The sequence below is a fragment of the Massilia genomosp. 1 genome, assembly GCF_011682185.1.
Classification (GTDB): domain Bacteria; phylum Pseudomonadota; class Gammaproteobacteria; order Burkholderiales; family Burkholderiaceae_D; genus Telluria_A; species Telluria_A rubra.
The window spans coordinates 1-21,771 of the sequence record NZ_WHJF01000002.1 but is presented as its reverse complement, the minus strand read 5'-3'; the positions used below and the strand labels follow the sequence as shown (position 1 = coordinate 21,771).

At 61.8% G+C, this 21,771-nt stretch carries 20 protein-coding genes and 1 pseudogene; 4 read left to right on the top strand and 17 right to left on the bottom strand.

The annotated features are described in order from the left end of the window. Nucleotides 1–219 precede the first annotated feature (219 nt). The 5 genes from gshA to F1735_RS00755 form a co-directional block, all read right to left on the bottom strand. Nucleotides 220–1,521 (bottom strand): glutamate--cysteine ligase, encoded by a 1,302-nt coding sequence (gshA, locus tag F1735_RS00775; protein WP_166882342.1) that lies wholly within the window; start codon nucleotides 1,519–1,521, stop codon nucleotides 220–222. A gap of 199 nt (nucleotides 1,522–1,720) precedes the next feature. Next, nucleotides 1,721–3,124 carry a hypothetical protein gene (locus F1735_RS00770; protein WP_167235144.1) on the bottom strand — a complete coding sequence of 468 codons (1,404 nt, stop codon included), beginning with the start codon at nucleotides 3,122–3,124 and terminating at the stop codon, nucleotides 1,721–1,723. 257 nt (nucleotides 3,125–3,381) lie between these two features. Beyond that, nucleotides 3,382–4,911 (bottom strand): ammonium transporter, encoded by a 1,530-nt coding sequence (locus F1735_RS00765; RefSeq protein WP_167235143.1) that lies wholly within the window; start codon nucleotides 4,909–4,911, stop codon nucleotides 3,382–3,384. Between the two features lie 16 nt (nucleotides 4,912–4,927). Continuing rightward, a complete protein-coding gene (locus F1735_RS00760; protein WP_166893271.1) occupies nucleotides 4,928–5,266 on the bottom strand; it encodes a P-II family nitrogen regulator in 339 nt (112 codons plus the stop codon). A gap of 10 nt (nucleotides 5,267–5,276) precedes the next feature. After that, nucleotides 5,277–6,029: a TorF family putative porin gene (locus tag F1735_RS00755; RefSeq protein ID WP_167235142.1), complete on the bottom strand. Its 753-nt coding sequence runs from the start codon at nucleotides 6,027–6,029 to the stop codon at nucleotides 5,277–5,279. Between the two features lie 267 nt (nucleotides 6,030–6,296). On the opposite strand from F1735_RS00755, the gene F1735_RS00750 reads away from it, so the two are divergent. After that, the gene (locus F1735_RS00750) at nucleotides 6,297–6,551 is read left to right on the top strand and encodes an accessory factor UbiK family protein (protein ID WP_167235141.1); all 255 of its coding nucleotides are present in this window, start codon (nucleotides 6,297–6,299) and stop codon (nucleotides 6,549–6,551) included. 29 nt (nucleotides 6,552–6,580) lie between these two features. Here the strand turns inward: F1735_RS00750 and F1735_RS00745 are convergent, their stop codons facing one another. Next, on the bottom strand, nucleotides 6,581–7,144 hold the full coding sequence (locus F1735_RS00745) for a TetR/AcrR family transcriptional regulator (protein WP_167235140.1): 564 nt from the start codon (nucleotides 7,142–7,144) through the stop codon (nucleotides 6,581–6,583). Nucleotides 7,145–7,330: 186 nt separating this feature from the next. Here F1735_RS00745 and F1735_RS00740 point away from each other — a divergent pair, with 186 nt between their 5' ends. After that, entirely contained in the window at nucleotides 7,331–7,624 is a 294-nt protein-coding gene (locus F1735_RS00740) for an antibiotic biosynthesis monooxygenase family protein (protein WP_167227974.1), read from the top strand. 425 nt (nucleotides 7,625–8,049) lie between these two features. Here F1735_RS00740 and F1735_RS00735 read toward each other — a convergent pair whose 3' ends face one another. Further along, nucleotides 8,050–9,525 carry an SMI1/KNR4 family protein gene (locus F1735_RS00735; protein ID WP_167235139.1) on the bottom strand — a complete coding sequence of 492 codons (1,476 nt, stop codon included), beginning with the start codon at nucleotides 9,523–9,525 and terminating at the stop codon, nucleotides 8,050–8,052. A gap of 321 nt (nucleotides 9,526–9,846) precedes the next feature. Here F1735_RS00735 and F1735_RS00730 point away from each other — a divergent pair, with 321 nt between their 5' ends. Next, nucleotides 9,847–10,812, top strand: a complete 966-nt coding sequence (locus F1735_RS00730) for a TerC family protein (protein WP_167235138.1) — start codon at nucleotides 9,847–9,849, stop codon at nucleotides 10,810–10,812. 51 nt (nucleotides 10,813–10,863) lie between these two features. On the opposite strand, the gene F1735_RS00725 is transcribed toward F1735_RS00730, so the two are convergent. The 4 genes from F1735_RS00725 to F1735_RS00715 form a co-directional block, all read right to left on the bottom strand. Further along, nucleotides 10,864–11,697, bottom strand: a complete 834-nt coding sequence (locus tag F1735_RS00725; RefSeq protein WP_167235137.1) for a hypothetical protein — start codon at nucleotides 11,695–11,697, stop codon at nucleotides 10,864–10,866. 151 nt (nucleotides 11,698–11,848) lie between these two features. Then, nucleotides 11,849–12,466, bottom strand: coding sequence for a serine hydrolase domain-containing protein (locus tag F1735_RS37345; RefSeq protein WP_373888450.1), 618 nt, complete (start codon nucleotides 12,464–12,466; stop codon nucleotides 11,849–11,851). Further along, nucleotides 12,394–13,053 carry a serine hydrolase domain-containing protein gene (locus F1735_RS37340; RefSeq protein WP_267876637.1) on the bottom strand — a complete coding sequence of 220 codons (660 nt, stop codon included), beginning with the start codon at nucleotides 13,051–13,053 and terminating at the stop codon, nucleotides 12,394–12,396. The genes F1735_RS37345 and F1735_RS37340 overlap by 73 nt, the downstream gene beginning before the upstream one ends. 147 nt (nucleotides 13,054–13,200) lie before the next feature. Beyond that, nucleotides 13,201–13,716, bottom strand: coding sequence for an SRPBCC family protein (locus F1735_RS00715; RefSeq protein WP_167235135.1), 516 nt, complete (start codon nucleotides 13,714–13,716; stop codon nucleotides 13,201–13,203). 408 nt (nucleotides 13,717–14,124) lie between these two features. Between F1735_RS00715 and F1735_RS00710 the strand changes: the two genes are divergently transcribed. After that, nucleotides 14,125–15,639 carry a YifB family Mg chelatase-like AAA ATPase gene (locus tag F1735_RS00710; protein WP_167235134.1) on the top strand — a complete coding sequence of 505 codons (1,515 nt, stop codon included), beginning with the start codon at nucleotides 14,125–14,127 and terminating at the stop codon, nucleotides 15,637–15,639. Between the two features lie 35 nt (nucleotides 15,640–15,674). Here the strand turns inward: F1735_RS00710 and F1735_RS00705 are convergent, their stop codons facing one another. The 6 genes and pseudogenes from F1735_RS00705 to F1735_RS00685 all read right to left on the bottom strand — a co-directional run. Then, the gene (locus F1735_RS00705; RefSeq protein WP_167235133.1) at nucleotides 15,675–16,178 is read right to left on the bottom strand and encodes a hypothetical protein; all 504 of its coding nucleotides are present in this window, start codon (nucleotides 16,176–16,178) and stop codon (nucleotides 15,675–15,677) included. Nucleotides 16,179–16,319: 141 nt separating this feature from the next. Further along, on the bottom strand, nucleotides 16,320–17,894 hold the full coding sequence (locus tag F1735_RS00700) for a hypothetical protein (RefSeq protein ID WP_167235132.1): 1,575 nt from the start codon (nucleotides 17,892–17,894) through the stop codon (nucleotides 16,320–16,322). A 65-nt stretch (nucleotides 17,895–17,959) separates the two neighbouring features. Further along, the gene (locus tag F1735_RS00695) at nucleotides 17,960–18,439 is read right to left on the bottom strand and encodes a hypothetical protein (protein ID WP_167235131.1); all 480 of its coding nucleotides are present in this window, start codon (nucleotides 18,437–18,439) and stop codon (nucleotides 17,960–17,962) included. A gap of 113 nt (nucleotides 18,440–18,552) precedes the next feature. Beyond that, nucleotides 18,553–20,346: a TonB-dependent receptor domain-containing protein gene (locus tag F1735_RS36240; RefSeq protein ID WP_373888445.1), complete on the bottom strand. Its 1,794-nt coding sequence runs from the start codon at nucleotides 20,344–20,346 to the stop codon at nucleotides 18,553–18,555. 21 nt (nucleotides 20,347–20,367) lie between these two features. Then, a complete protein-coding gene (locus F1735_RS36235; RefSeq protein ID WP_229505574.1) occupies nucleotides 20,368–21,282 on the bottom strand; it encodes a TonB-dependent receptor plug domain-containing protein in 915 nt (304 codons plus the stop codon). Between the two features lie 217 nt (nucleotides 21,283–21,499). Then, nucleotides 21,500–21,771, bottom strand: a pseudogene (locus F1735_RS00685) (IS5/IS1182 family transposase); the annotation flags it as partial.

Genomic DNA, 21,771 nt, shown 5'->3' with positions numbered 1-21,771 from the left:
GCTTGGATGGGGCCGGATGAGCGAGTGGAAGAGGTGGACGGCCCGCCAAGCAGTGTGGTACAGCAGAATGAGGCTGACATGGCACATTGGTAACAGTATGGATGCATCGTGCCGTCTGGACAGGGTGCAGGAAGCGTTGCCTGCATACGAAAATCGGCCATATCGACAGCGGATGCACGGGCCGGCGGACCCGTGCAAACCCGTCCGCCTGCCAGCGCCTCAATACACTTCAGGATTCGGATCGGTCCGTTCCATCTCGAGCGAGGCCGCAATCAGCCCCAGGCGTGCAACCACGCCATACACATAGAAGCGGTTCGGCGCCGCCGTGCCCGGCTTGGCTTTCAGGTCCGGCACGGCGTGCTGCTGGGCAAACGCCAGCGGCACGTATTGCGAGCCCGGCGCGTTCAGGTTCTGGTCGATGCCGCGCTCGGCGTGAATCCGGTAGAAGCCGCCCACCACATAGCGGTCGATCATGTACACCACCGGCTCGGCCACCGCATCCTTGATGTTCTCGAAGGTCGGCACGCCTTCCTGGATGATGACGTCGCTGATTTCCACGCCATCCTTGATGACCGACATCTTCTGGCGCTGCGCACGGGTCAGTTCGCGCACCTCGCTGGCATCCTTGATCGTCAGGATACCCATGCCGTAGGTGCCGGCATCGGGTTTCAGGATCACGAACGGCTTTTGCTCCTTGATTCCGTATTCCTTGTACTTCTTGCGGATCTTGGCCAGCAGCATGGTCACATTGTCGGCCAGGCATTCCACGCCCTGGTCTTCGTCGAAATTGATCGCGCCGCATTTGCTGTGGAAAGGGTTGACCATCCACGGATCGACATCGATCAGCTTGCCGAACTTCTTGGCCACTTCGTCGTAGGCGGCCAGGTGGTTGCTCTTGCGCCGCAGCGCCCAGCCCGCGTGCAGCGGCGGCAGCAGCGATTGTTCGTGGATATTTTCCAGGATCGACGGGATGCCGGCCGACAGGTCGTTATTGAGCAAAATGGTGCATGGATCGAAATCCTTCAGGCCCACGCGGCGCCCGTTGGCGGACCGCACCAGCGGCTCGACCACCAGCATGTTCCCGTCAGGCAGCGCCAGCGGCGTGGGCTGGGTGATCTCGGGCGACAAGGAACCGAGCCGCACATGCAGCCCGGTCTGGCGGAAAATCTGCATCAGGCGCGCCACGTTCTGCAGGTAATGCGGATTGCGCGTGTGCCCTTCCGGCACCAGCAGCAGGTTGCGGGCGTCCGGGCAATATTTGTCGATGGCGGCCATGGCGGCTTGCACGGCCAGCGGCAGCATCTCAGTGGCAAGATTGTTGAAACCACCAGGGAACAGGTTGGTATCGACCGGGGCCAGCTTGTAGCCGGCGTTGCGCAAGTCGACCGAGCAATAGAACGGCGGCGTGTGCTCCTGCCACTCCATGCGGAACCAGCGCTCAATGGCGGGCGTGGCCGCCAGGATTTTCTTTTCGAGGTCGAGCAGCGGTCCGGTCAGGGCCGTGACGAGGTGGGGAACCATGGTTACTTCCTTAAATGATGCGGGAGGCCGACCCTCCAGGCACGCAGAATTCGCTATATTACCGTGCGAGAACACCACATCGGGGCGAAATCCGTATTTTAAAGTCCCATGGCCTTGCCAGGCAAAAACGATCTTGCGCCCCCCCCCCCGAGCGGCGCACGGCAGGTCTCCCTCGCTTCCCGCTTGCCGTCATCGGGGCTTAGGTGCTTTTTTCGCCTACTTCCAGCTTGGCGGTGACGGCGTCACCGACAGCGAAGGCATCTGCCTCTTCCGGCAAGGCGTGATACGCCTTTTGCGCCGCGTCGAACCCCACCTTTTCTGCCTTGTTGACAGCCAGTGTCCGATTGAATTCCTTTATCGCGGCTCTCTTATTCGCTAAATGGGCCAGATACGTCGGGTCCTTTTCCCTTAACTCTTTACTGTCGTGGAACTGCGGGGACTGTTCTCCTTTATACGTTTCAAGCGTTGCAACGGCCTCTTCGTAGGTCAGCCTCGCTTTCGAAAAGTCAGCACTTGTCTGACATAATCGGGGGAAGGTATAGTGCGCCAATTTTCTGAGCGTGGCGTTGCGTTTCTCGCGATCTGCGCCATATACGCTTGTATGGTAGGACTTTGCTTCGGCGATCTCGTCTGTGCCCATGGCGCACTTGTCTACAGCCTCCTTTGCCTGTTTCAGTATAGGCTTGGGAATTTGGTCAGAATGTGGTGGCGCTATTCCTTCCTGGCCAATATATTTGGCGATCATGAAGAATTGCTGTGCATGGCGCGATTCGTGGTACACCGTTCCAGCGGTCTCGGCCATTGACCTTTTTCCCAGGGTTTCCTCCGTCATTCCCATACTCCAGGTCTTCGAGTCGAACTCGCCGTTGCGCCCGCCGCCGAGATCCATCAGGCTGATGCTCGGGGCGGGAACGCGGGCTGCTTCAAATTGGGCGTTGATTACGTTTTGCAAATGTTCTATCTTTTGGGCGGGGGATTTTTTGCCCCAATCAGCTTCCACCGCCTTCATTTGAGCAACGAAGGCATCAATGACCTCTGGATGCGCAAGACTTGTGATGCGCACATCCGGTGCCACGGCGTCAGTGAGCCGAGACGATGGGACTGGGCTGGACATTTGAGCAACTTGGTGATCGATCTCGGTTGAATCCGAGACACTTTCCATATCCACATCCGGTACCTCGGCGTCAGTGAGCCGAGACGATGGGACTGGGCTGGACATTTGAGCAACGTGGTGATCGATCTCGGTTGAATCCGAGACACTTTCCATGTCCACATCCGGTACCTCGGCGTCAGTGATATGACATGATTGGACTAGAATGGAAATTTCGGCAATTAAGCGCTCCATCTCGCGAGGCGAGATGAACAGTTGATTGGGGTGCCCGGTTTTTGCCCTCTTTCCCTCCTTTGTAAGATATTCGTTTACCAACCGTCGAAACATATTCGCGTCGCGCGCGGACACTTGCCTTCGCGGCGATGATGGCCTGGCGGCGGCGCTATTGTCGGGATGTGCGGCCTGAGTTGCGGCTGCGTCAGTGATCTGAGACGTTTGGACCGGGTTGACCACCTGGGCAGAGGCGGCATGATTCACTGGGGCTGCACGCATATGTTTACCTTAGCGAGAGAGTATGGCAGGGACCGAGGCGATGCCTTGGCGGAACGATCGAATATCATTCCAGTGAGTAACGCCAAGCCGGCATAGGTTCCATCCGGGGACCGGGAACGATGCCCTTCAGGCAGGGCATGTGCAACATATCGCTGGCAAAATGCAGCGGGCTCCCAAAGTCGATATTCAACTTTGGGAGCCCGGTACTGTGCAGGACAGCAAACCGGCCCGCGAAGGACCGGCCATGCTGGAAACGATCAGCTGTGGTAGGCCGACTCGCCGTGGCTGGTGATGTCGAGCCCTTCGCGTTCCTCTTCTTCCGGCACGCGCAGCCCAATCACCACGTCCACCAGTTTATAGGCAAGGAACGACACGAGCGCCGACCACAGGATGGTGGTGCCGACCGCGGTCAGCTGCGTGAGCACCTGGCCGCCGATCGCGTAATCCGCCGATGCCTTGTTGGCAACGTAGTCGAAAATGCCCTGCCCGCCCAGCGATGGCGCCGCAAACACGCCGGTCAGCAGCGCACCGAGGATACCGCCCACGCCGTGTACGCCGAACACGTCGAGCGAGTCGTCGGCGCCGATCAGGCGCTTGAGGCCGTTCACTCCCCACAGGCAGACAATACCCGCCAGCAAACCAATGACCAAACCGCCCATCGGGCCGACGAAGCCCGCCGCCGGGGTGATCGCCACCAGGCCGGCCACCGCGCCGGACGCGGCGCCCAGCATCGATGGCTTGCCCTTGGTGACCCACTCGCCGAACACCCACGACAGGGTGGCGCAGGCGGTTGCCAGCAGGGTGTTGATGAAGGCCAGCGCGGCGATGTCGCCCGCTTCCAGGGCCGAACCGGCGTTAAAGCCGAACCAGCCCACCCACAACAGCGAGGCGCCGATCATGGTCATGGTCAGCGAATGCGGCGCCATGGCTTCGCGGCCGTAGCCGACGCGCTTGCCGATCAGGATTGCGCCCATCAGGCCGGCCACTGCCGCGTTGATGTGCACCACGGTGCCGCCGGCGAAATCGAGCGCACCTTTTTGAAACAGCCAGCCGGCTTTGGCGGTTTCGCTGGCCAGGGTGGCGGCGTCGGTGATGGCGTCCGGGCCGGTCCAGAACCACACCATGTGGGCGACCGGCAGGTAGCCGAAGGTGAACCACAGCACCATGAAGGCGAGCAAGGCGGCAAACTTGATGCGTTCGGCAAAGGCGCCCACGATCAGGCAGCAGGTAATCGCGGCGAACGTGCCCTGGAAAGCGACATAGATGAACTCGGGAATGACCACGCCCTTGCTGAAGGTGGCGGCGTAGGCAAAGGCGCCCTTGGCCGGGTCCCAGATGCCGTTCAGCAAAGCCCGGTCGAAGCCGCCGATGACGGCGTTGCCCGGCGTGAAGGCGACCGAATAGCCGTAGATGCACCACAGCACGATGATCAGGGCAAACACCACGAACACCTGCATCAGCACCGACAGCATGTTCTTGGTGCGCACCAGGCCGCCGTAAAACAGCGCCAGCCCGGGAATCGTCATCAGGATCACCAGCACGGTGGCGATGAACATCCAGGTGGTGTCGCCTTTGTGCGGCACCGGGGCTGGCGCGGCGGCGGGGGCGGCGACGCCGGCGCTGACGGCGGCCGGCGTGACAATGGCGGTGGCCGGCGCTTCGACCGGCGTGACCACGGCCGCCGTGGTGTCAGGCTTGGGCGCATCCTGGGCCGAGGCCGGCAATACGCCGCCGATGGCGCACAGCACGGCCAGTCCGGCCAGCCATTTTGTTATCGTTTTATTCATCAGTATTCCCCTCAGCTTAAAGTGCTTCGTTGCCGGTTTCGCCGGTCCGGATACGCACGACCTGTTCCAGGTTATAGACAAAAATCTTGCCGTCGCCAATCTTACCCGTGCGCGCGGCGCGTTCGATGGCTTCGATGGCTTGTTCGACGATGGCGTCGTCGACGGCCGCCTCGATCTTGGTCTTGGGCAGGAAGTCGACCACGTACTCGGCGCCCCGATACAGCTCGGTGTGGCCTTTCTGGCGCCCGAAGCCCTTGACCTCGGTCACGGTAATCCCTTGCACATTGATGGCCGAGAGCGCTTCGCGCACTTCGTCCAGCTTGAAGGGTTTGATAATGGCGGTGATCATTTTCATGGCTGGCCTCTTAAAAAGTTTTGGACACGGTCAGCACGGCGCGCGAACGGCCCAGGTCCTTGCCGTTGACCGGGCTGACATACAGGTCGGTGTTGGCGCTGATCACGGCCAGCGCGACCGATGCGAATCCGAAGTCCTTGGTCAGGCCGATCTTGGCGTCGTTATAGCTCAGGGCGTCGTTGTGGGCCACGCGCTGGCGGCCGAGGTGCAGGTTGAGCACCAGGCCGGTGGCCAGCTCGAGGTTGACGCCCAGGTCCAGGTAGCCGCTACCCTTGCTGTCGGTGGTGCCGAACAGATTGGTCGTCGAATGCGCGTATTTGATGTAGGCCGGCCCCATGCCGACCTGGCCGTACAGCTCGAAGGTGTTGGCGTTCGGATGCAATCCGTTGGAAGGGAAGCCGTAGTACAGGCCGCCAACGTCGTAGCTGATGCCCTTGGCGATCTCGCCTTTCTTGCCGCCGTACAGGTCGATTTCGACATCGCCGTCGCCGCCCAGGTCGCTGGTCCACTTGATGGTCGAGGCCCACACGCCGGCATACGCGCCGCTCGGGTTGTGGGTGTAGTCGGCGCCGCCCTGCACGGCCGGCTTCATGCGGCTTTGCGACAGGCCGCGATAGCGGTAATCGCTGGTCACGGCGGCGTTGAAGCTCACTGCATTGTCGGGCACGGGCTGGTCGGCAGCCTGGGCCAGCGGGGCTCCCAGGGTTGCCAGCGCCAGGGTCAGCGCGGCGGCGAGAGACAACGGAGTACACAGCTTGTTCATGGCGGTTCCCTTATGGTTTTTTAACAGAGACGGCGGTTGGGGTTTAAAATGAAGCCTGGAGCATGCACACTGCTTATCTACCCATTAGCAGAAGTCGTGCCAGCTCCGCTGACGCCCGGACGCAACTTGTATTTGCGCCTGGCGTCCCCAACTTGCTGTTAATAAACAGTAAAATTTCCGCGATTCCGGTCGCGGCCGGCATACATGCACCAAACTGGCCCACCTGCCGCACCGCTGCGGTGCGCTACCGATTTCACGAGGATTGCGATGGATATGAACAGCTTTTTCAACGACTTGCAGGGCAAGATCAACCAGGCCATCGAGAGTTCGCCTGCCAAGGATATCGAGAAGAACGTCAAGAGCATGATGACCCAGGGCTTTTCCAAGCTCGACCTGGTCACACGCGAGGAATTCGATATCCAGGCCCAGGTACTGGCCAAGACCCGCGCCAAGCTCGAAGCACTCGAACTGCGCGTGGCCGCGCTCGAAGAACAGCTGACCCCGGCCAAGCCGCAGGTCTGAGCGCATGCGGGCTGCGCGCCCGCATGGCTTTACCGCTGCATCAGCAGGCGTTCGACGGCCTCGATCTGGGCGGCGGAAAAGGCGTTGCGGCCCGCCTCGCGCGTCAGCAATTCGCCCATCGCCCAGGCGTAGATCAGCTGCGCCCGCGTGGCTGCCTCGGGCGCCTCAAAACCGGCTTCCACCAGCAGGCTCGCCACGAAGGCGACGCGCCGTTCATGCACCCGGCGCAACACCTGGGCCGCGCCCGGGTCTTGCGCGCCGAGCGTGTTGATGGCGTCATACAGGCCCACATCGAGCTGCCCCACGTTGGACAGCAGCAGGTGCAGGCGCGCCGGCGCATCGGTCGCGGCCAGGGCGATGCTGCCGATGATCTGGTCGGTGGCGACCGATTCCCAGCGTTCCAGCACCGCCAGCGCAAAGCTGGCGGCGCTGTCGAAATGCCAGTAAAAGCTGCCCCGGCTCACGCCCATCCGCTTGCACAGCGGATCGGCCTTCAAGGCCTGCGGCCCATCCTCGCGCAAGACGGCCAAGCCGAAGTCGAGCCAGGTCTCGCGCGATAAACGTGGCTGTCCGGGCGAACGGGGCGATGACATGGCAAACTCCCAACAATACGATGGCGGCGCCCGGGCGGGCGCGCGGCATGCGGTCTCATGCGCCGGCATCATAAGGTACCGTCGGCAAACCCAAGAGACCATACATCGTGTATAGTCAAACTATACACTCTGTATGGTTGGCCGCAACCGTGGCCAGCCGGCGCTTGTCATCCCAGGGAGCACACCATGTTTGCACGAGTCGCCCATGTTCAAGCCAAGCCAGAAAAGATCGGCGAGGTCGTTGCGCTGTACACCAGTTCGGTCATGCCGGTTCTTCAACAGCTGCAGGGATTCAAGGGAACGTATCTGTTGACCGATCCGGATACCGGCAAAGGCATGTCGATCACCTTGTGGGAGACCGAGGCCGACCGCCTTGCCAGCGACAGCGAAGCCGCCTTGCACGGACCGATCGTCCAGGTCATGCCGCTGCTGGCCGCGCCGCCCGTGGTGCTGGGGTTCGACGCCATCGAGGTGGTGTAAGCGGCGGGCGCGGCAACTGACGGCGCACTATTTCGCTGTGCGTCATGCTGCCGTCATCTGGGAGGATTATTCTGACGTTGTTGGTGACCTGCCCCAGCAGGTCCCACAGGTTAGTCCGGTGACCTCGAACACCGGCACCAGACATGTGCAGCCGGACACCCTCCGGCTGCTTTTTTTTGCCCGCAATCAGCGCGCCGGCACGCTCGGACGATGAATCACGGGGGCATGGCGAACTCCGGCAGGGCAATTGAGATGAATGGATCAGCCCAGAGCCGTGACGGTCACGCGGTGTCCGACGGATTAACGTTGTCCAAATGTAATTTCGACGAAAATATAACAATCGATTACAAAATTGTCAACACATCCTATATGGATAAACACTGGGGGGACGCGCTGCATGGCGCGTCGTCCCCTGAGGAAAAAACCTACGCCAGTTCTTGCGGATTGGCTTGCTTCCACGCTGCAAATTGTTTCGTGAAAACCGCGAACAGCGCGTCGTAGATCTCGACCGGATCGTCGTCGAGCACGGGCTCGTCGTGACCGTACTGTCCCTGGCGCTTGCCGAACATGGCTTTCAGGTCGGCATTGATCCAGATGCCATCCATGTGATGGAAGTAGATGGAGGCAAACTGGCGCAGGCCGGGCTCATCCGTCAGGTGGGTGTCCCACAGGCCGCGTGCCAGGCCAAGCTGCACCAGTTGCGACGGCCGCGCTTGCCTGCTGCGCATGGCGTCGAGGAGTTCATCCTGGCCGGGGAACATGCTGCGCTCGAGCCAGCCGTTTTCCAGCGCCCATTGCACGAACAGGCCGGCGCCGCTGTTGTGTTGCCTGGCCGCCTCGGGCGACGCCAGCTCGCGGCCTTGCCTGATCTGCACGCAGGCATTGGTGCGGCCATTGTTCATCCACAATTTGAGCTCGGTGTCACGCGCGGCATCCAGGGCCAGGGTACATTCTTTTTCCACCTCGCCATCTTCATCGACGGTTTCCTTGTAGTGCTGCGGCAGCTTGAGCGCAATGGCGGCCCACAGCGCGTCGCCATGCACGCCGAACAGGACCGGCTCGTTATAGGCGTCGCCAAGATACACGCTGTCGAGGAAGGGGCAGATTGCCTTGGCGCTGATCTGCACCGGCGCGTAGTTCGGGTTCAGCACCTTGCGGCTGAACAGAAAGCTGATGTCGGCCTTTTTCGCCGTCAGCCAGATACTGTCGTCGCGTTTGGCGTTGCCGATGGACTGTGGCGGGGCCTTGCCGAACACCTCTTCGGCGAGCGCGCACAGCTGCGGGTCGGCGGCGGTGCGGCCCACCAGGCTGCTCAGCATCTTGAGACGGTCGCCCATGCCTTCGATATGATCCAGGTAGCCCGGCGCCACGGCGGGTGCAGCACCATGCTGGGTTGGCGGTGCGCGCCGTTCGGGAGGATCGCCTGCGGCGTAGGCGGAAAAATCGAATTGCCCGCTGACGGCAGGCGCGGCGATCTTGCTTTTGTTGAGCCAGGAGGTGAATGCCTTGCGCGCCGCCACTTGCTCTGCCTCGCGCTCGTCGTCGGGAAGATCGATCTCGGTCTCGGTTTCGCCCGCATCGATGGCCAGCAGAAAAGCTTCGAACGAGTCGGCCAGCGTGCGCAGTTCGCCTTCGGAACCGATCAGCACGACGGCGGGCGGCTCGACCGCTTCGCACAGGCCGATCAAGGAACCGTCGGGCAGGCTGAGGAAGGCCCAGGTGTTCGCGCCCCAGCGCTCCATGCCTTCCCAGGCATCGCCGCCGGCCAGGTTTTCCGGGGCCAGTTCGAAATAGCCGAGGTCGCCGTATTCATAGGGTGCCAGCCAAGTGAAAAATTTGGCCATCAGGGCCGGTACTGGCCGGCCGATTTCTTTTTCCCATGCCGCTACGTCAAAATCCATCGATATTCCTGTTCTCTGAAAGCATGTGCGAATGCCGCCGGTCGCGTTGCCGCGCGGCGGGTGTATGGATGCATTGTATGCCCTAAGTCGGCGGGCGCCGATTTAGCTTGCTTCCGGCCCCGGACCTGGCTGACCGCCTTGACCACATATTAGCTCGCAATACATCGAATCATTCGATCTTTCATGACGCTATATTCGAGTTGTACGATGCTTTTGTGCGACATATAGTGAACCTGTCGGGCCACGATGGCCGGGCCGGCCACGCCGGACCGTGGTAACGACGCGGCAGGCTAAGCGACTAAGGACGATGGAGAGCATCCAATGAACGGTTTAGAAACGATTGCAAGCGCCCCCATGTGGGCAGGGTTTGTCGGCTTCGTGCTGCTCATGCTGGCCCTCGACCTGTTCGTATTTGGGGGCAACAAGGCGCACAAGGTCAGCGTCAAGGAGGCCGGCGCCTGGTCGCTGGTGTGGGTCAGCCTGGCCTTGTTGTTCAACGGCGGCCTGTGGTGGTACCTGAAGGGCACGGTGGGCGCGGAGATCGCGGACCAGAAAGCGCTTGAGTTTTTCTCGGGTTACCTGATCGAGAAAGCGCTGTCGGTCGATAACGTGTTTGTGTTCCTGCTGATCTTCACCGCCTTCCAGGTACCCCAGCAGTATCAGCGGCGCGTGCTGATCTACGGCGTGCTCGGTGCGATTGTCATGCGCGCCGTGATGATCTGCGCGGGTGCGTGGGTGGTCAGCGAGTTCAGCTGGGTGCTGTACCTGTTCGGTGCGTTCCTGCTTTTTACCGGCCTGCGCATGCTGGTGGCGGTCGACGAGGAACCGGATGTGGCGAACAACCCGATCCTGCGCTTTGCGCGCCGGCACTTGCGTGTGGCCGCAGACGATCACGGCGAGCGGTTTTTCATCAGCAAAGATGGATTGCGTTATGTGACGCCGCTGTTCCTGGTGCTGCTGTTGATCGAAGTGACGGACCTGGTGTTTGCGGTCGACTCGATTCCGGCGATTTTCGCCATTACGACCGATCCCTTCATCGTGTTCACGTCGAACATGTTTGCTATTTTGGGCTTGCGGGCGCTGTACTTCCTGCTGGTGGACGTGGCCGACCGCTTCCACTTGCTCAAGTATGGGCTGGCCATGGTGCTGACCTTTATCGGCGCGAAAATGCTGATCATGCCGTGGTATCACGTGCCGGTACAAGCCTCGCTGGCAGTGGTGGCGGTGCTGATTGCGGCAAGCTGCGTGGCTAGCCTTGTCATCACCCGCAAGGATGACAAGAAGTAAGAAGGAAAGGAGGTCCGGTGCGCCGGGCCTCTTTTTTGCAAGTACCTCGATTCAGCTCAACAGCGTCTTCAACAGCGCTTTCTCGCTATCGGTAAAGTCGGCCACTGTCATCTCCTCATCGAGCAGGATCATGTAGCGGGTCCCGCTGGCCAGCAGGGCGATGGCCACGTTCTGGCTCCACGGCAGGAACAAGGGAGCGTCGCCGTAGCGCAGCACATTCACGCTATGCCGCTCGACGCCATCGATATCGGCCGAAAATTTGACGTTGCGATCCTCATCGCATTCGTAGACACGGGCCAGTACCGGCCGCAGCACGACTTCCCGTCCTTGCAGGCGGCCATGGCGGAACGCGTTCCAGGCCTCGCTGCAGGCGACGTACTCCAACAAGACAAGCAGTCCCGCCAGCAGCAGGAAGGAAATGATCCGGTTACCCAGATGCTCGGTTGCGATCGAGGTGGTGATGCGCTCGGGATGCGTGGTGCTGCGCAAGACATCCACCTTGGTGCCGTGGCTGAAACCGAAGAACGAGGTATGTTGCGCCACCGTTAAAACGGCCTCGCGTGCCGGGTCGGGTCGGTAGGATATTTTTGCATCGCAATTGATCAACACCATTTTGTAGATTTTGCAGGAGCCGGACACATCAGCCTCCGACTCGACGACGACCGAATCGAACCATACGAGCCGTGCGTCTCTGACGATGTCAGGCAGCCAGAAGCAGATGACGAAGGCGGCTAAAGCCGCGCCAAACAGGCTCGAGACTGCTTTCCAGAAGTACTTGCCGCGCACGCCGCTATGGTTGACCTTCCTGGCACGGGCTGGAAATGCTTTTAAAAGCAACTGCTGTTTATCGGCCGGAGAAAGTGTTTCGGGAGCGGGAATGGTCATGCAGGAGCCTTTTGCGGAACGGCGACGGGCGGTGTGCGCATCGTTAAGAAAAGGATAATAACATTTATTCAACGCAATATAAATACATGCCAGCGGACTGACTGCGCCCATGCCGCACTTGTCCGGCAGCGCCGACGGGGCGGCGCCAGGCTTACCGGGCAAGCGGTTTGTCGAGCGAATCCCAGTCATACGCCTTTTCGACCCGGTCGGCAATCTGCTTGATCAGCGCCATGCCGTTATCGCCGTTGCTCATGATGACCAGCCCATAGCCTTTGCGCATATGGCCGATCATCCAGGCGCGATAAGCCCAATTGTCGCCACTGTGCGAAAAATACCAGCCCTCCCCGCGCCGGTCGACCGGCAGGCCAACTGCGAAGGGGCCAACGCCTGCGGGCGCGAGCATGTCTTTGGCGGTGCGCGGGTCCAGTATCTTGCCCTTCGGACCGCGTAGTGCGGTTTGGATTTCAATGATGAACTTCGCCAGGTCGCTCGGGGTGGTCCACAAGCCGGCGGCGGCCTGCTCAGGGTAGATGTGCCAGGGTGCGCCCATGCGTTGACCGTGCCGATCGTGCGCCAGCGCGGCGTGGGCGCCGTGGCCCGGCGCGGGCGGCTGCTCGAAAGAGCTGTTCGACATTTGCAACGGCGCCAGTACGGACGAGGTCATGAAGGGCGCAAACGGGCGCCCGGACAGCTGCGTCAATGCCATCTGCATGATGACCAGGCCGCCGCCCGAATATTTGAAAGCCTCGAACGGCGCCCGCGCAAACACCACCTTGCCGACATTCGACGGTGGCTGGCCGTCGAGAATCCGGACCAAGGTCGGCAATGGCGCGCCCGGCTCGTACCGGGGAACCCGAAGCCATCGTCGGCCCCCGAGGTATGGCTCAATAAGGAACGTGGCGTCACCGCCTGATGGCGCGTCAATGCCGATCGGGGAACCTGCCATGAGGTGATCATGGTATTGATATCGGCATCGAGGTTCAGCCGGTGTTGCCGGGCCAGGCGCATGGTCGCCAGCGCAGTCACCGGCTTGCTGATCGATGCGGCCTGGAAACGGCTCTCGGTATCGAGCAGGCGCCCGGTTTGCGCATCGGCGACCCCGTAGGCCTTGGCCCAGTGGAGTTTGAAGTCCTTCACGACGGCGATGCTGACCCCTGGGACCTGAAGACGCGCCATCAACGCCGGCATGGTCAGCGCATCGAGCTCGCCGGCGCCGGCCGACGGCGGCGCTTCGATGCGGGCGATCAGCGCGGCGGCATTCTCCTGCGCGTGGACGGCCTGGATCGGGATTGTCAATATGGCGAGCAGCAAGGTCGCCAGACAACGGGCCGGCTGGTGTCGGTATGGCTTGGTCATCAATGTCCTGTCCGGGTTATGCGCCGCACTGTCGGCACCGCGCCATCGATTATCTGTCAATTTTATCAAAATAGCACTACCCATCCGGGCCCGGCCGGCGCTGGAGACTGTCACGCGCTGGAACAGCGGGAACCTGCCCCGCCATCCCTAGCGTGCATCGGTACCGCCATTGGCGTGATAGCCGCGCTGCCACGCTTCCACCTCGCCAGCGTGCGCGCACAGAAAAGCATGCATGCGCGCGAACCGCTTGACCGTCTGGCGGCGGAACACAAGATGCACCACCGGTTCGATCAGCCAGCGCAGCACGCGCGGACCGGCTTCGATGTTGTAGGTGTAGATCAGCAGCGAGCCGCCGCCGGGGGCGCTCTCGTGTTTCATCGAGGCCGCCCACTTGGAAAAAGGAAAGGACGTGCCGACCATGCGCGCCGCTGCCAGGCGCGGACGCTGGTAACTGATGAACTCGGTGCGCATCGACAGCGCGCGCAGCGGGCCGCCGCCGGTGCTGGCACTGACCGCGCCGACGGACGGGCATGGCGCGCCGCCGTCGACCTCGGTGTGCGACACCAGGCTGTCCCAGCGCGCCCGCCACTGATGATAGTGAAAGACGTCGAACACCACCTCGCACGAGGCCGGCATGGGGAAGACGATGCGCTCATGTGTCATGGCGCACCACCCTATGCGCCGGCACCCGCGGATAAGCGCAAGGCCGGCGGCCGACGGCGGCACAGCTGGCGTGGCGCTTGAGCACAAGGTAAGCGCAGCGGGCGGCACCGGCTCGCTCGTCTGCCATCAAAGTAAAAAACATCTGTTTGCGCGCTCTCCACAATGTCATGTCCAATGGGCCAACGTCGTAGTGTATCGTGCCCGGTGATGCTGAACCGTCGGCTATTGTAGTCGCCATTGCTTTGCGCCATTGATTACTCTTGAGCGCCGCCAGCGGTGATTTGACGCGCCCTGGTGCTCACCGGCCGCATTGCGGGCAATCCTCGCGCACACCTTTGGCTCGCATCAAGCAGGCAAGAGCGGGCAAGCGGCACCATCGGCAATTCCAAGCACTCATCAGGAATTCCCATGAGCCTCGCCGTGTTACGCAGCCGCGCCCTGGCCGGCATGGAAGCGCGCGCCGTCAGCGTCGAAGTGCATCTGGCCAACGGCTTGCCGAAATTCACCATCGTCGGCTTGCCGGACGCCGAAGTGCGCGAATCGAAAGACCGGGTGCAGGCCGCGCTGCAAAACGCCGGCTTTCAAATCCCGGCGCGCCGCATCACCGTCAACCTGGCCCCGGCCGACCTGCCCAAGGAGTCCGGCCGCTTCGACTTGCCGATTGCGATCGGCATCCTGGCCGCCTCGGGCCAGATTCCCTCGCGCGGACTGGAACGCTACGAGTTCGCCGGCGAGCTGTCGCTGTCGGGCGAGCTGCGCCCGATCCGCGGAGCGCTGGCGATCACCTTCGCCATGCAGCGCGAAGCCGGTGCGCATCGCGGCTTCATCCTGCCGCAAGCGAATGCCGACGAAGCGGCGCTGGTGGCCGACGCCGTCATCTATCCGGCCGCCACCCTGCTCCAGGTGTGCGCCCACTTTGCCGCCAGCGACGACGCCTGCCGCCTCTCCCGCCACCAGCCGCTAGCGCTCGCGCGCCTGCCCGACTATCCGGATTTTTGCGACGTCAAAGGCCAGCATACGAGCAAGCGCGCGCTGGAAGTGGCGGCGGCGGGCGCGCACAGCGTGCTGATGGTGGGGCCGCCCGGCGCCGGCAAGACCATGCTGGCATCGCGCTTTCCCGGCCTGCTGCCGGGCATGAGCGACCAGGAAGCGCTCGAATCGGCGGCGGTGCAGTCGCTCACCGGCGGTTTTTCGGCAAACAACTGGAAGGTGCGGCCGTTTCGCAGCCCGCATCACACCACGTCCGGCGTGGCCCTGGTGGGCGGCGGCGCGGTGCCGCGTCCCGGCGAAATTTCGCTCGCCCATTGCGGTGTGCTGTTCCTCGACGAATTGCCCGAATTCGACCGGCGCGTGCTGGAAGTGCTGCGCCAGCCGATGGAGTCGGGCCGGGTGACGATCTCGCGCGCGGCGCGCCAGTCGGATTTCCCGGCGCGCTTTCAATTGATCGCGGCGATGAACCCCTGCCCTTGCGGCTTTCTGGGCCATCCGTCGGGCAAGTGCGATTGCACCAGCGACGCGGTGCTGCGCTACCAGGGACGCATCTCGGGACCGCTGCTCGACCGCATCGATATCCAGATCGAAGTGGCGGCGCTGCAGCCCGATACCCTGCTGGCCGACGCCGACGGTGAACCGAGCAGCGTCATTAGCGCGCGCGTGGCGCTGGCCCACCAGCGCCAGCTGGCGCGCCAGGGCAAGCAGAACCAGGGCTTGATCACAGCGGAAGTGGAAAGGCACTGCCGGCCCGACAAGGCCGGCGAGGCGGTGCTGCGCCAGGCCATGCTGCACCTGAACTGGTCGGCGCGCGTGTATCACCGCGTGCTGAAGGTGGCGCGCACCATCGCCGACCTGGCCGATGCGCCGGTGATCCTGGCCGAGCATGTTGCCGAGGCGATCCAGCTGCGGCGCGGGCTGCGCGAGCCGTGAGGGTCGGGCGGCGATAAAAAGCGCAGTCCGCCCGGCTATCCTCGCGGCACAAGCCGGTCGGCGGATGCCAGGAATTGTCTCGGATTCCGGACGAAGCGCGATGCCGCCGATGCCTGCAGCGCATCGGTCACGCATTCCAGCAGCGGGGACAGAATGCGCCCGCCCTCGCACAGGACGATGCAGCAGTGCGCGTCGCGGGCTGCGGCAACAACGGCAGCGAGCAGCGCCGCATTGACGTTGCGGCAATCGAGCCGGACATGCACGCTGTCGTCCCATATCTGGATATGGTCGGTTTTCTCGTCGCCATACATCGTCGCCGCGTCGCTCCACGACGGTGCGCGCGGCAGCAGGCTGTTCGCCAGCATCGTTAGCTGCGTGTTGTCGATACCTTCCCAATAGTTCGGAGCAAGCTCGATCTGATCGAACGATGTCTCAGGCGCATTATCGCCATCTCCTGGCAGCACGTCGATCATCCGCCCGTGTATTCTGACAATGCCAGCAACCGGCATCACGATCAATCCAAACTGCCAGACAGCCATGCGGCGCTCCTATCGTTTTACCCAGAAGAAACACAGCATGACAGAGGCGCTTTCAGATTCCTCCATTTCAAACTGGAAATTTTCTGACCACAAGCGCAAGCGATTGGGCAAGGCCGGATGGCCCTTCACCGTATCTACGGGCTAGAAGTCTCGGTATGGGAAACCGAAGGTGCTATCGGTCCATTCGGGAGCCTCCCCCGCTCGCGGCGCCATCGATCCCGCGCCGGCACGGCGCCGCTCCCTGATCCGCGCGATCTCGATCGAGCGGTCGAATGCGCCAACGACGGTGCCACTTTCGACGATAAGCTCGTGCACTACGCCAAACGACGATGCGGGTCTAAATCCTCTGCACACGTCCATCTCATGAATAAGCGCGTTCGCAAGTAAGAGTGCGCCCGAAAACAGCACTGGCTCACGCAAGCCAGCGACACGGAAGTCAGAGGACTCCCGAATGATGGGCACCAGCTTCCTGGGGTCGAGCCCGCCCCTGTCGAAAGTAAAGAGGTGTTCTTCGTACCGTTCGAGACTTCGCCCAAAAAGCCGAACGGGGCCGCTCGAAACGTCCTCCGTATCGAGCCAGAGATTTACTGAAGAAAGGAGCAGCTGCGAGTTTTCAATGAGATATTCGCAGACGAACCCCCGCCCGCAATCGCTAGAGAGGGCCTTGGGCACAATGCCAAATTCGGCCGGGCTAAATAGTCCGCTACCACTGAAACCTGCCAAGGCGAAGGATTCCCCATTGTAGATCGCAGTATCGGATTGTTGGATAGTCATGATTTCCTCCAGTCGAATTGAGGTCGGGGATTGTTGAGGCAATGGGGCCGAGAATGTGGCCCGGCTCGCGTCGAGGCCGCAGAAAACTTGTCGGAGTATAGCGCTTACCGGCTCGCCGGCGTCATCGGGGTTGGGATCAGGTTCGCCAAAGAGTTCGGTCAGCCTGGTTGCCAGGGCCCGTTCCATGCGTGCGCCAAGCGTTGCGCGCTCGTCGGACAGGAACGGGTATCTGCCCCAGGTAAGCTCGTCGATATCGTCCCGGCAGATCCGTATCGACGTGCGTACGCGGGCCGTTGCCGCTGTCTCCTCATCAACTTCGTCCTCGTCGTCCTCATCGTCGTCATCTTCGTCGTCATCGGCCGTTGCATGCGCCTCGTCCTCGGGCAGCTCTTCCGCAGCCAACGCATGCAGCGCACGTTCGGTGCGCGCCAGCATCGCCTCGACCGCGTCCTTGATCCCGTCGACGTCCTCCATGCCTTCCAGGAACCCTGTCGGATCGGCGCTGAAAAATTTGCCGATCGCGTACACGTTCGGGCACGGCGCGCCGCGCCAGAGCACCTCCCCCGCAGCGTCGCGCAGCAACACGTTTTGTGCGCCGTGCGCCTGTTCCCGGCCAAGGTGGTAGGCCACGCGCGCATGCCGGTCCAGCAGCACCACGCTGCCATCATGGGTCAGGAAAGGGACCAGCGAGGTGCCGATCTCGGGCCGTACGATGTGACTTTGCTCATCCGTGAGCGGCTCCGCAGCCTCCGCCGGCGCAGGGTGAAACGTCCCGTCGCTACCCAGCAGGCCCCAGCGCACCGTCTCGGCGGCCTCGCCCTCGGCAGCCTTGAGCTTGCCCCGCGCCAGGCTCACCAGCGCAGGCGCGGCCTCGCGCACGCGGCCGTCATGCACGATCAGCAGCGGTGCTGTGTGCGACGGATCGAGGTAGTTGCGGATCACGCAGGTGGAGCGGTCATGCTGGTTTTCTTTACGAGGGAAGTTGAATCATCGATGCGCCGCATGGATCAGCGAACACTGCCGCGTTGGAGCCTGTCCGCAATGTCGTTCAGTATTGGCACATAGTGGGCGGCTGCATAGTCCCGTGGGGCGATGGCGTCGAACCTGGTGAAAAAATCGATCGCCGCGCGGGTCATTTCGCCCAGATACGCGCGCTTCCTGATCTTTTTCCTGGCGTAGTCGTGCCCGCCGCAAAACACATGCAGGCGTAGCCATTCCCGGTCCACGTGCGTGACGCTGAAGGTGATCGGCTGATCGGGAAAACCTGTTGCGGTATCCTTGCCATCGAGCAGGTCCGGCAGGCCGTTGACGATCAAGGGCCATAGCCAGTTGATATCGTCCCAGACCGACGCGTCAAGGATGATGGTCCCGTCCAGGGTCAGTATCAATGCCCCCGCTACATAGCCGGAATCAGCGACTTTGCCTTGCCAGTCCTCGATCGGAACAAAGTCCTGCCCCTGTTTCAAGACAGTTTTCACACTAAACATGACGCTCCCTGTCATACGCATCGTGCCGACGAAAAAAAACAGCCGGAGCGGCCGCCGCCCCACCCCGCAGGGTGGACGGCAGCCGCTCCGGCTGCGGTCCTGCTAACCAGCAATTAGAACGTGTAACGTCCTGCCAGGGTGAAGTAACGGCCAACCGCGCCCGTCTGGTGCAGCGACGGGTTGTAGTTGATACGGCCGTAGGTCTGCACGTCCAGCGGTGCTTTCTTGTTCAGCAGGTTGCTGACCGATGCGGTGATCTCGAAGTTTTTCGAGAACGCCCATTTGCCGAAGGTGTCGAGCGTGGTGAACGAGGCGATACGGCAGTTCAGCAGCGCGACATCATTTTCATCCACATCCAGGCACTCGCCGCCAACCTGGTTGGTGTTGCTGATGCTGCTGACGTAGTTGACATTGCCGGTCAACTGGAACGGACCATTTTCCCAACCGAGGGTGAAGCGGACCTTGGTTTTCGGGGTGCCGCCGTTGCCGGACAGGTTGACGTCGCCGTGGGTGCCGGCGAATTCCAGTACCGTGCCGTCGGCATTGGTACGGGTAAATTCCTTCATGTAGGTGACCGTCACGCCGGAGGTCAGCTTGCCGTTGGTGCCCATGTTGATGCGGCCGCGCAGGTCGAGGTCGACGCCCGAGGTCTTGGTTTCGCCAGCGTTCAGGTACGGCGCCTTGACCATCAGGATCTGGCCTGGCAGGTTCGGGAAGTTGGTGGTCGCTTCGCCGCGCACGATTTGTGCGTCAGGATAGCCGGCTGGATTGTCCACCACGGCGCCAGGATCGGAACCGTTGATTTCGCCGGTACGGACGATCTGCCACAAGTCCAGCGACAGGTTCACGTTCTTGATCGGCTCGATCACCATGCCCAGGCTGTAGCTCTTCGATTCTTCCGGCTTGATGTTCTTGTTGCCGATGGTGATGGCGCCAACCGATTGGGCCGAGCAGTCCGCTGCCAGCTTGGTGACCGGGCAACGGATCGGATCGTTGGCAATGCTGGTGAAGGCCGCCACTGCGCTGTCGCCGTTTTCGGCGGCGCTAGGAGCACGGAAGCCTTCCGCATAAGTACCGCGGAATGCCAGGGTCGAGTTCGGGGTGAACTTGAAGCCGACTTTCGGCGTCGTCGAACGGCCATAATCGGAGTAATCATCGGAACGCAGTGCGAACTGCAGTTCTACCGTCTTCAGGATCGGCACGGCCAGCTCGGTGTACAGCGCGCTGACATTGCGCGAGCCCTTCGATGCCGAATAACCCAGGCCGGCGATATCGTTGGTATCGGTAAAAGGCGTTGCCTGGCTGTCGGTTTTTTCCTTGCGGTACTCGGCGCCGACGGCGATGCCCATCTTACCACCAGGCAATTCCATCAGCTCGCGCGATGCCTTGAAGTCGAACGAGGTGCTTTTCGTGATACCCGAGTTGAACAGGGTTGGCGAGACCAGCGCCAGCACGTCGGCGTTGTTGATGACGCCCTTGCCGATGCGGAAGGTGCCGTTGTTCAAGGCCGTGCGCAGCGCGCTGGTGCGGTAGTACCCGTTTTGGGTCTTGTCGGTCTTGCTTTCCGCATACAGCACGCCGGTGTCGTAATCCCAGTCGGCGAAGTTGCCCTTCACGCCAGCGAGGATGCGGGTAACCGTCGATTCCATGTCGGATGCGCGTGGACGCGATGCGTCGACCCAGCGCGGACGTGCCGCCACACCGAGGATGTTGTCCGGGTGGTTGGCTGGCATGAGCAACTGGTCGGGGCCGGAACCCGTGTTGTTGACGCGGGCGTTGACCAGATCGAAGCCGGCGCCGGTCAAGCCGGACGGGGTGGTGTAGGTTTTCGCTTCCGACTTGAACACGCCGACTTCGGCGTAGGCGCGGGTGGTTTCACCGAGCGCCAGGGTGCCGCGGGCAAACACGTTCAGGTTCTTGGTTTCTGGCTAGATGGTCGCGTAATCGACCGGATCCCACAAGCAACCGCCACGCGAGTTGTCGTGCAAGGTGCCGCCGGCCGGATCGAGATTGATCGCATCGCAGCTGCCTGGCAGATTGGTGACGTTGCCGTTCGGCGCGCCGGCGGCGTTTACCGGACGCAAGGTGCCGAGGAAGCTGCTGCCGCCTGCGTTACCGGCGCTGGTGTGGCCGTTGCGCTGGTCGCGGCCGCCCCATGGACGCGCATCAGCCTGGCCCAGCCATTTTTCGCGGCTGTTCTGGTCGATGCGTTTTTGTTGTTTGGCGTCGACCGTCACGAAGACGTTGTATTTGTCGGCCTGCAGGTCACCGAAGCCGACCGCGCCGGAAATGCTGTTCACGTTGCCGTCGCGCTCACCGGAGATACCGGTGCTGGCGGAAATGGTTTTACCAACATAGTTCTGGCGCAGGATCACGTTGACCACACCGGCGATCGCGTCGGAACCATAAATGGCCGAGGCGCCGTCTTTCAGGATGTCGATGCGATCGACCGCGTCGAGCGGGATCGAATTCAAGTCGACGAAGCTGCGCTGGCCATCGTCGCCGAAGCCGTACGGCGCGGTGCGGCGGCCGTTGATCAGCACCAGGGTCGAACTCACGCTCAGGCCGCGCAGGGACACGCCCGATGCGCTGCCGGCGAAGCCGTTGGTAAACGAACCGCTGATACTACCGTTGTTGTCGGCAGAAATACTGCGCACGACTTCGGCAATCGAGGTTTTGCCGGTTTGCTCGATATCCTTGCGGCTGAGCGTCTGCACAACCGAAATGGTTTCCGCTTCGGCGCGCTTGATGCTCGAACCGGTAATTTCCACTTTTTGCATGTCGCCTGCGTTCTGCGCATTGGCCATCTGCATGCTCAGGGCGATACCGCCGCCAATGAACATCACACGAATCGACCGCGACAATCTTGAGCCAATTGCAAAACGATTTTTCCGAACTGGCCGACATCAGGAGAGCACGATTTTTCATCGCTTTTTCGTGATATCGGAGGAAATCTGATCGTTTACGGCGGCGGAATCATGGCTAATCTCATTTTTAAGGCGTGGGGATGCCGTACCTGAAACATTCGGAGCGGAATCGAGAGAAAGTTGAGCGGTATGGTCATCGTCGAAGTCGCATCAACTGGTCGGCGCCGAGGGCGAGCAGCCCGAACATCAAATGGCTCATGACTTTGGCATGTCCTTTGACCATGATGTTGCGGCCACCAAACTCGTCCTTGAGGCGCGCATTGGTCCGTTCGGCCACGGTGCGCTCACGGTAGCGAACCTCATCGGCAGGCTCGAAGTGTTCCTTCTCGCCGCCACGCGGATTATGGTCGATCAGGGGGACGTGTCCCAGTTCGCGGCAGTGGTCGTGCAACTCTTTGCTGCAGT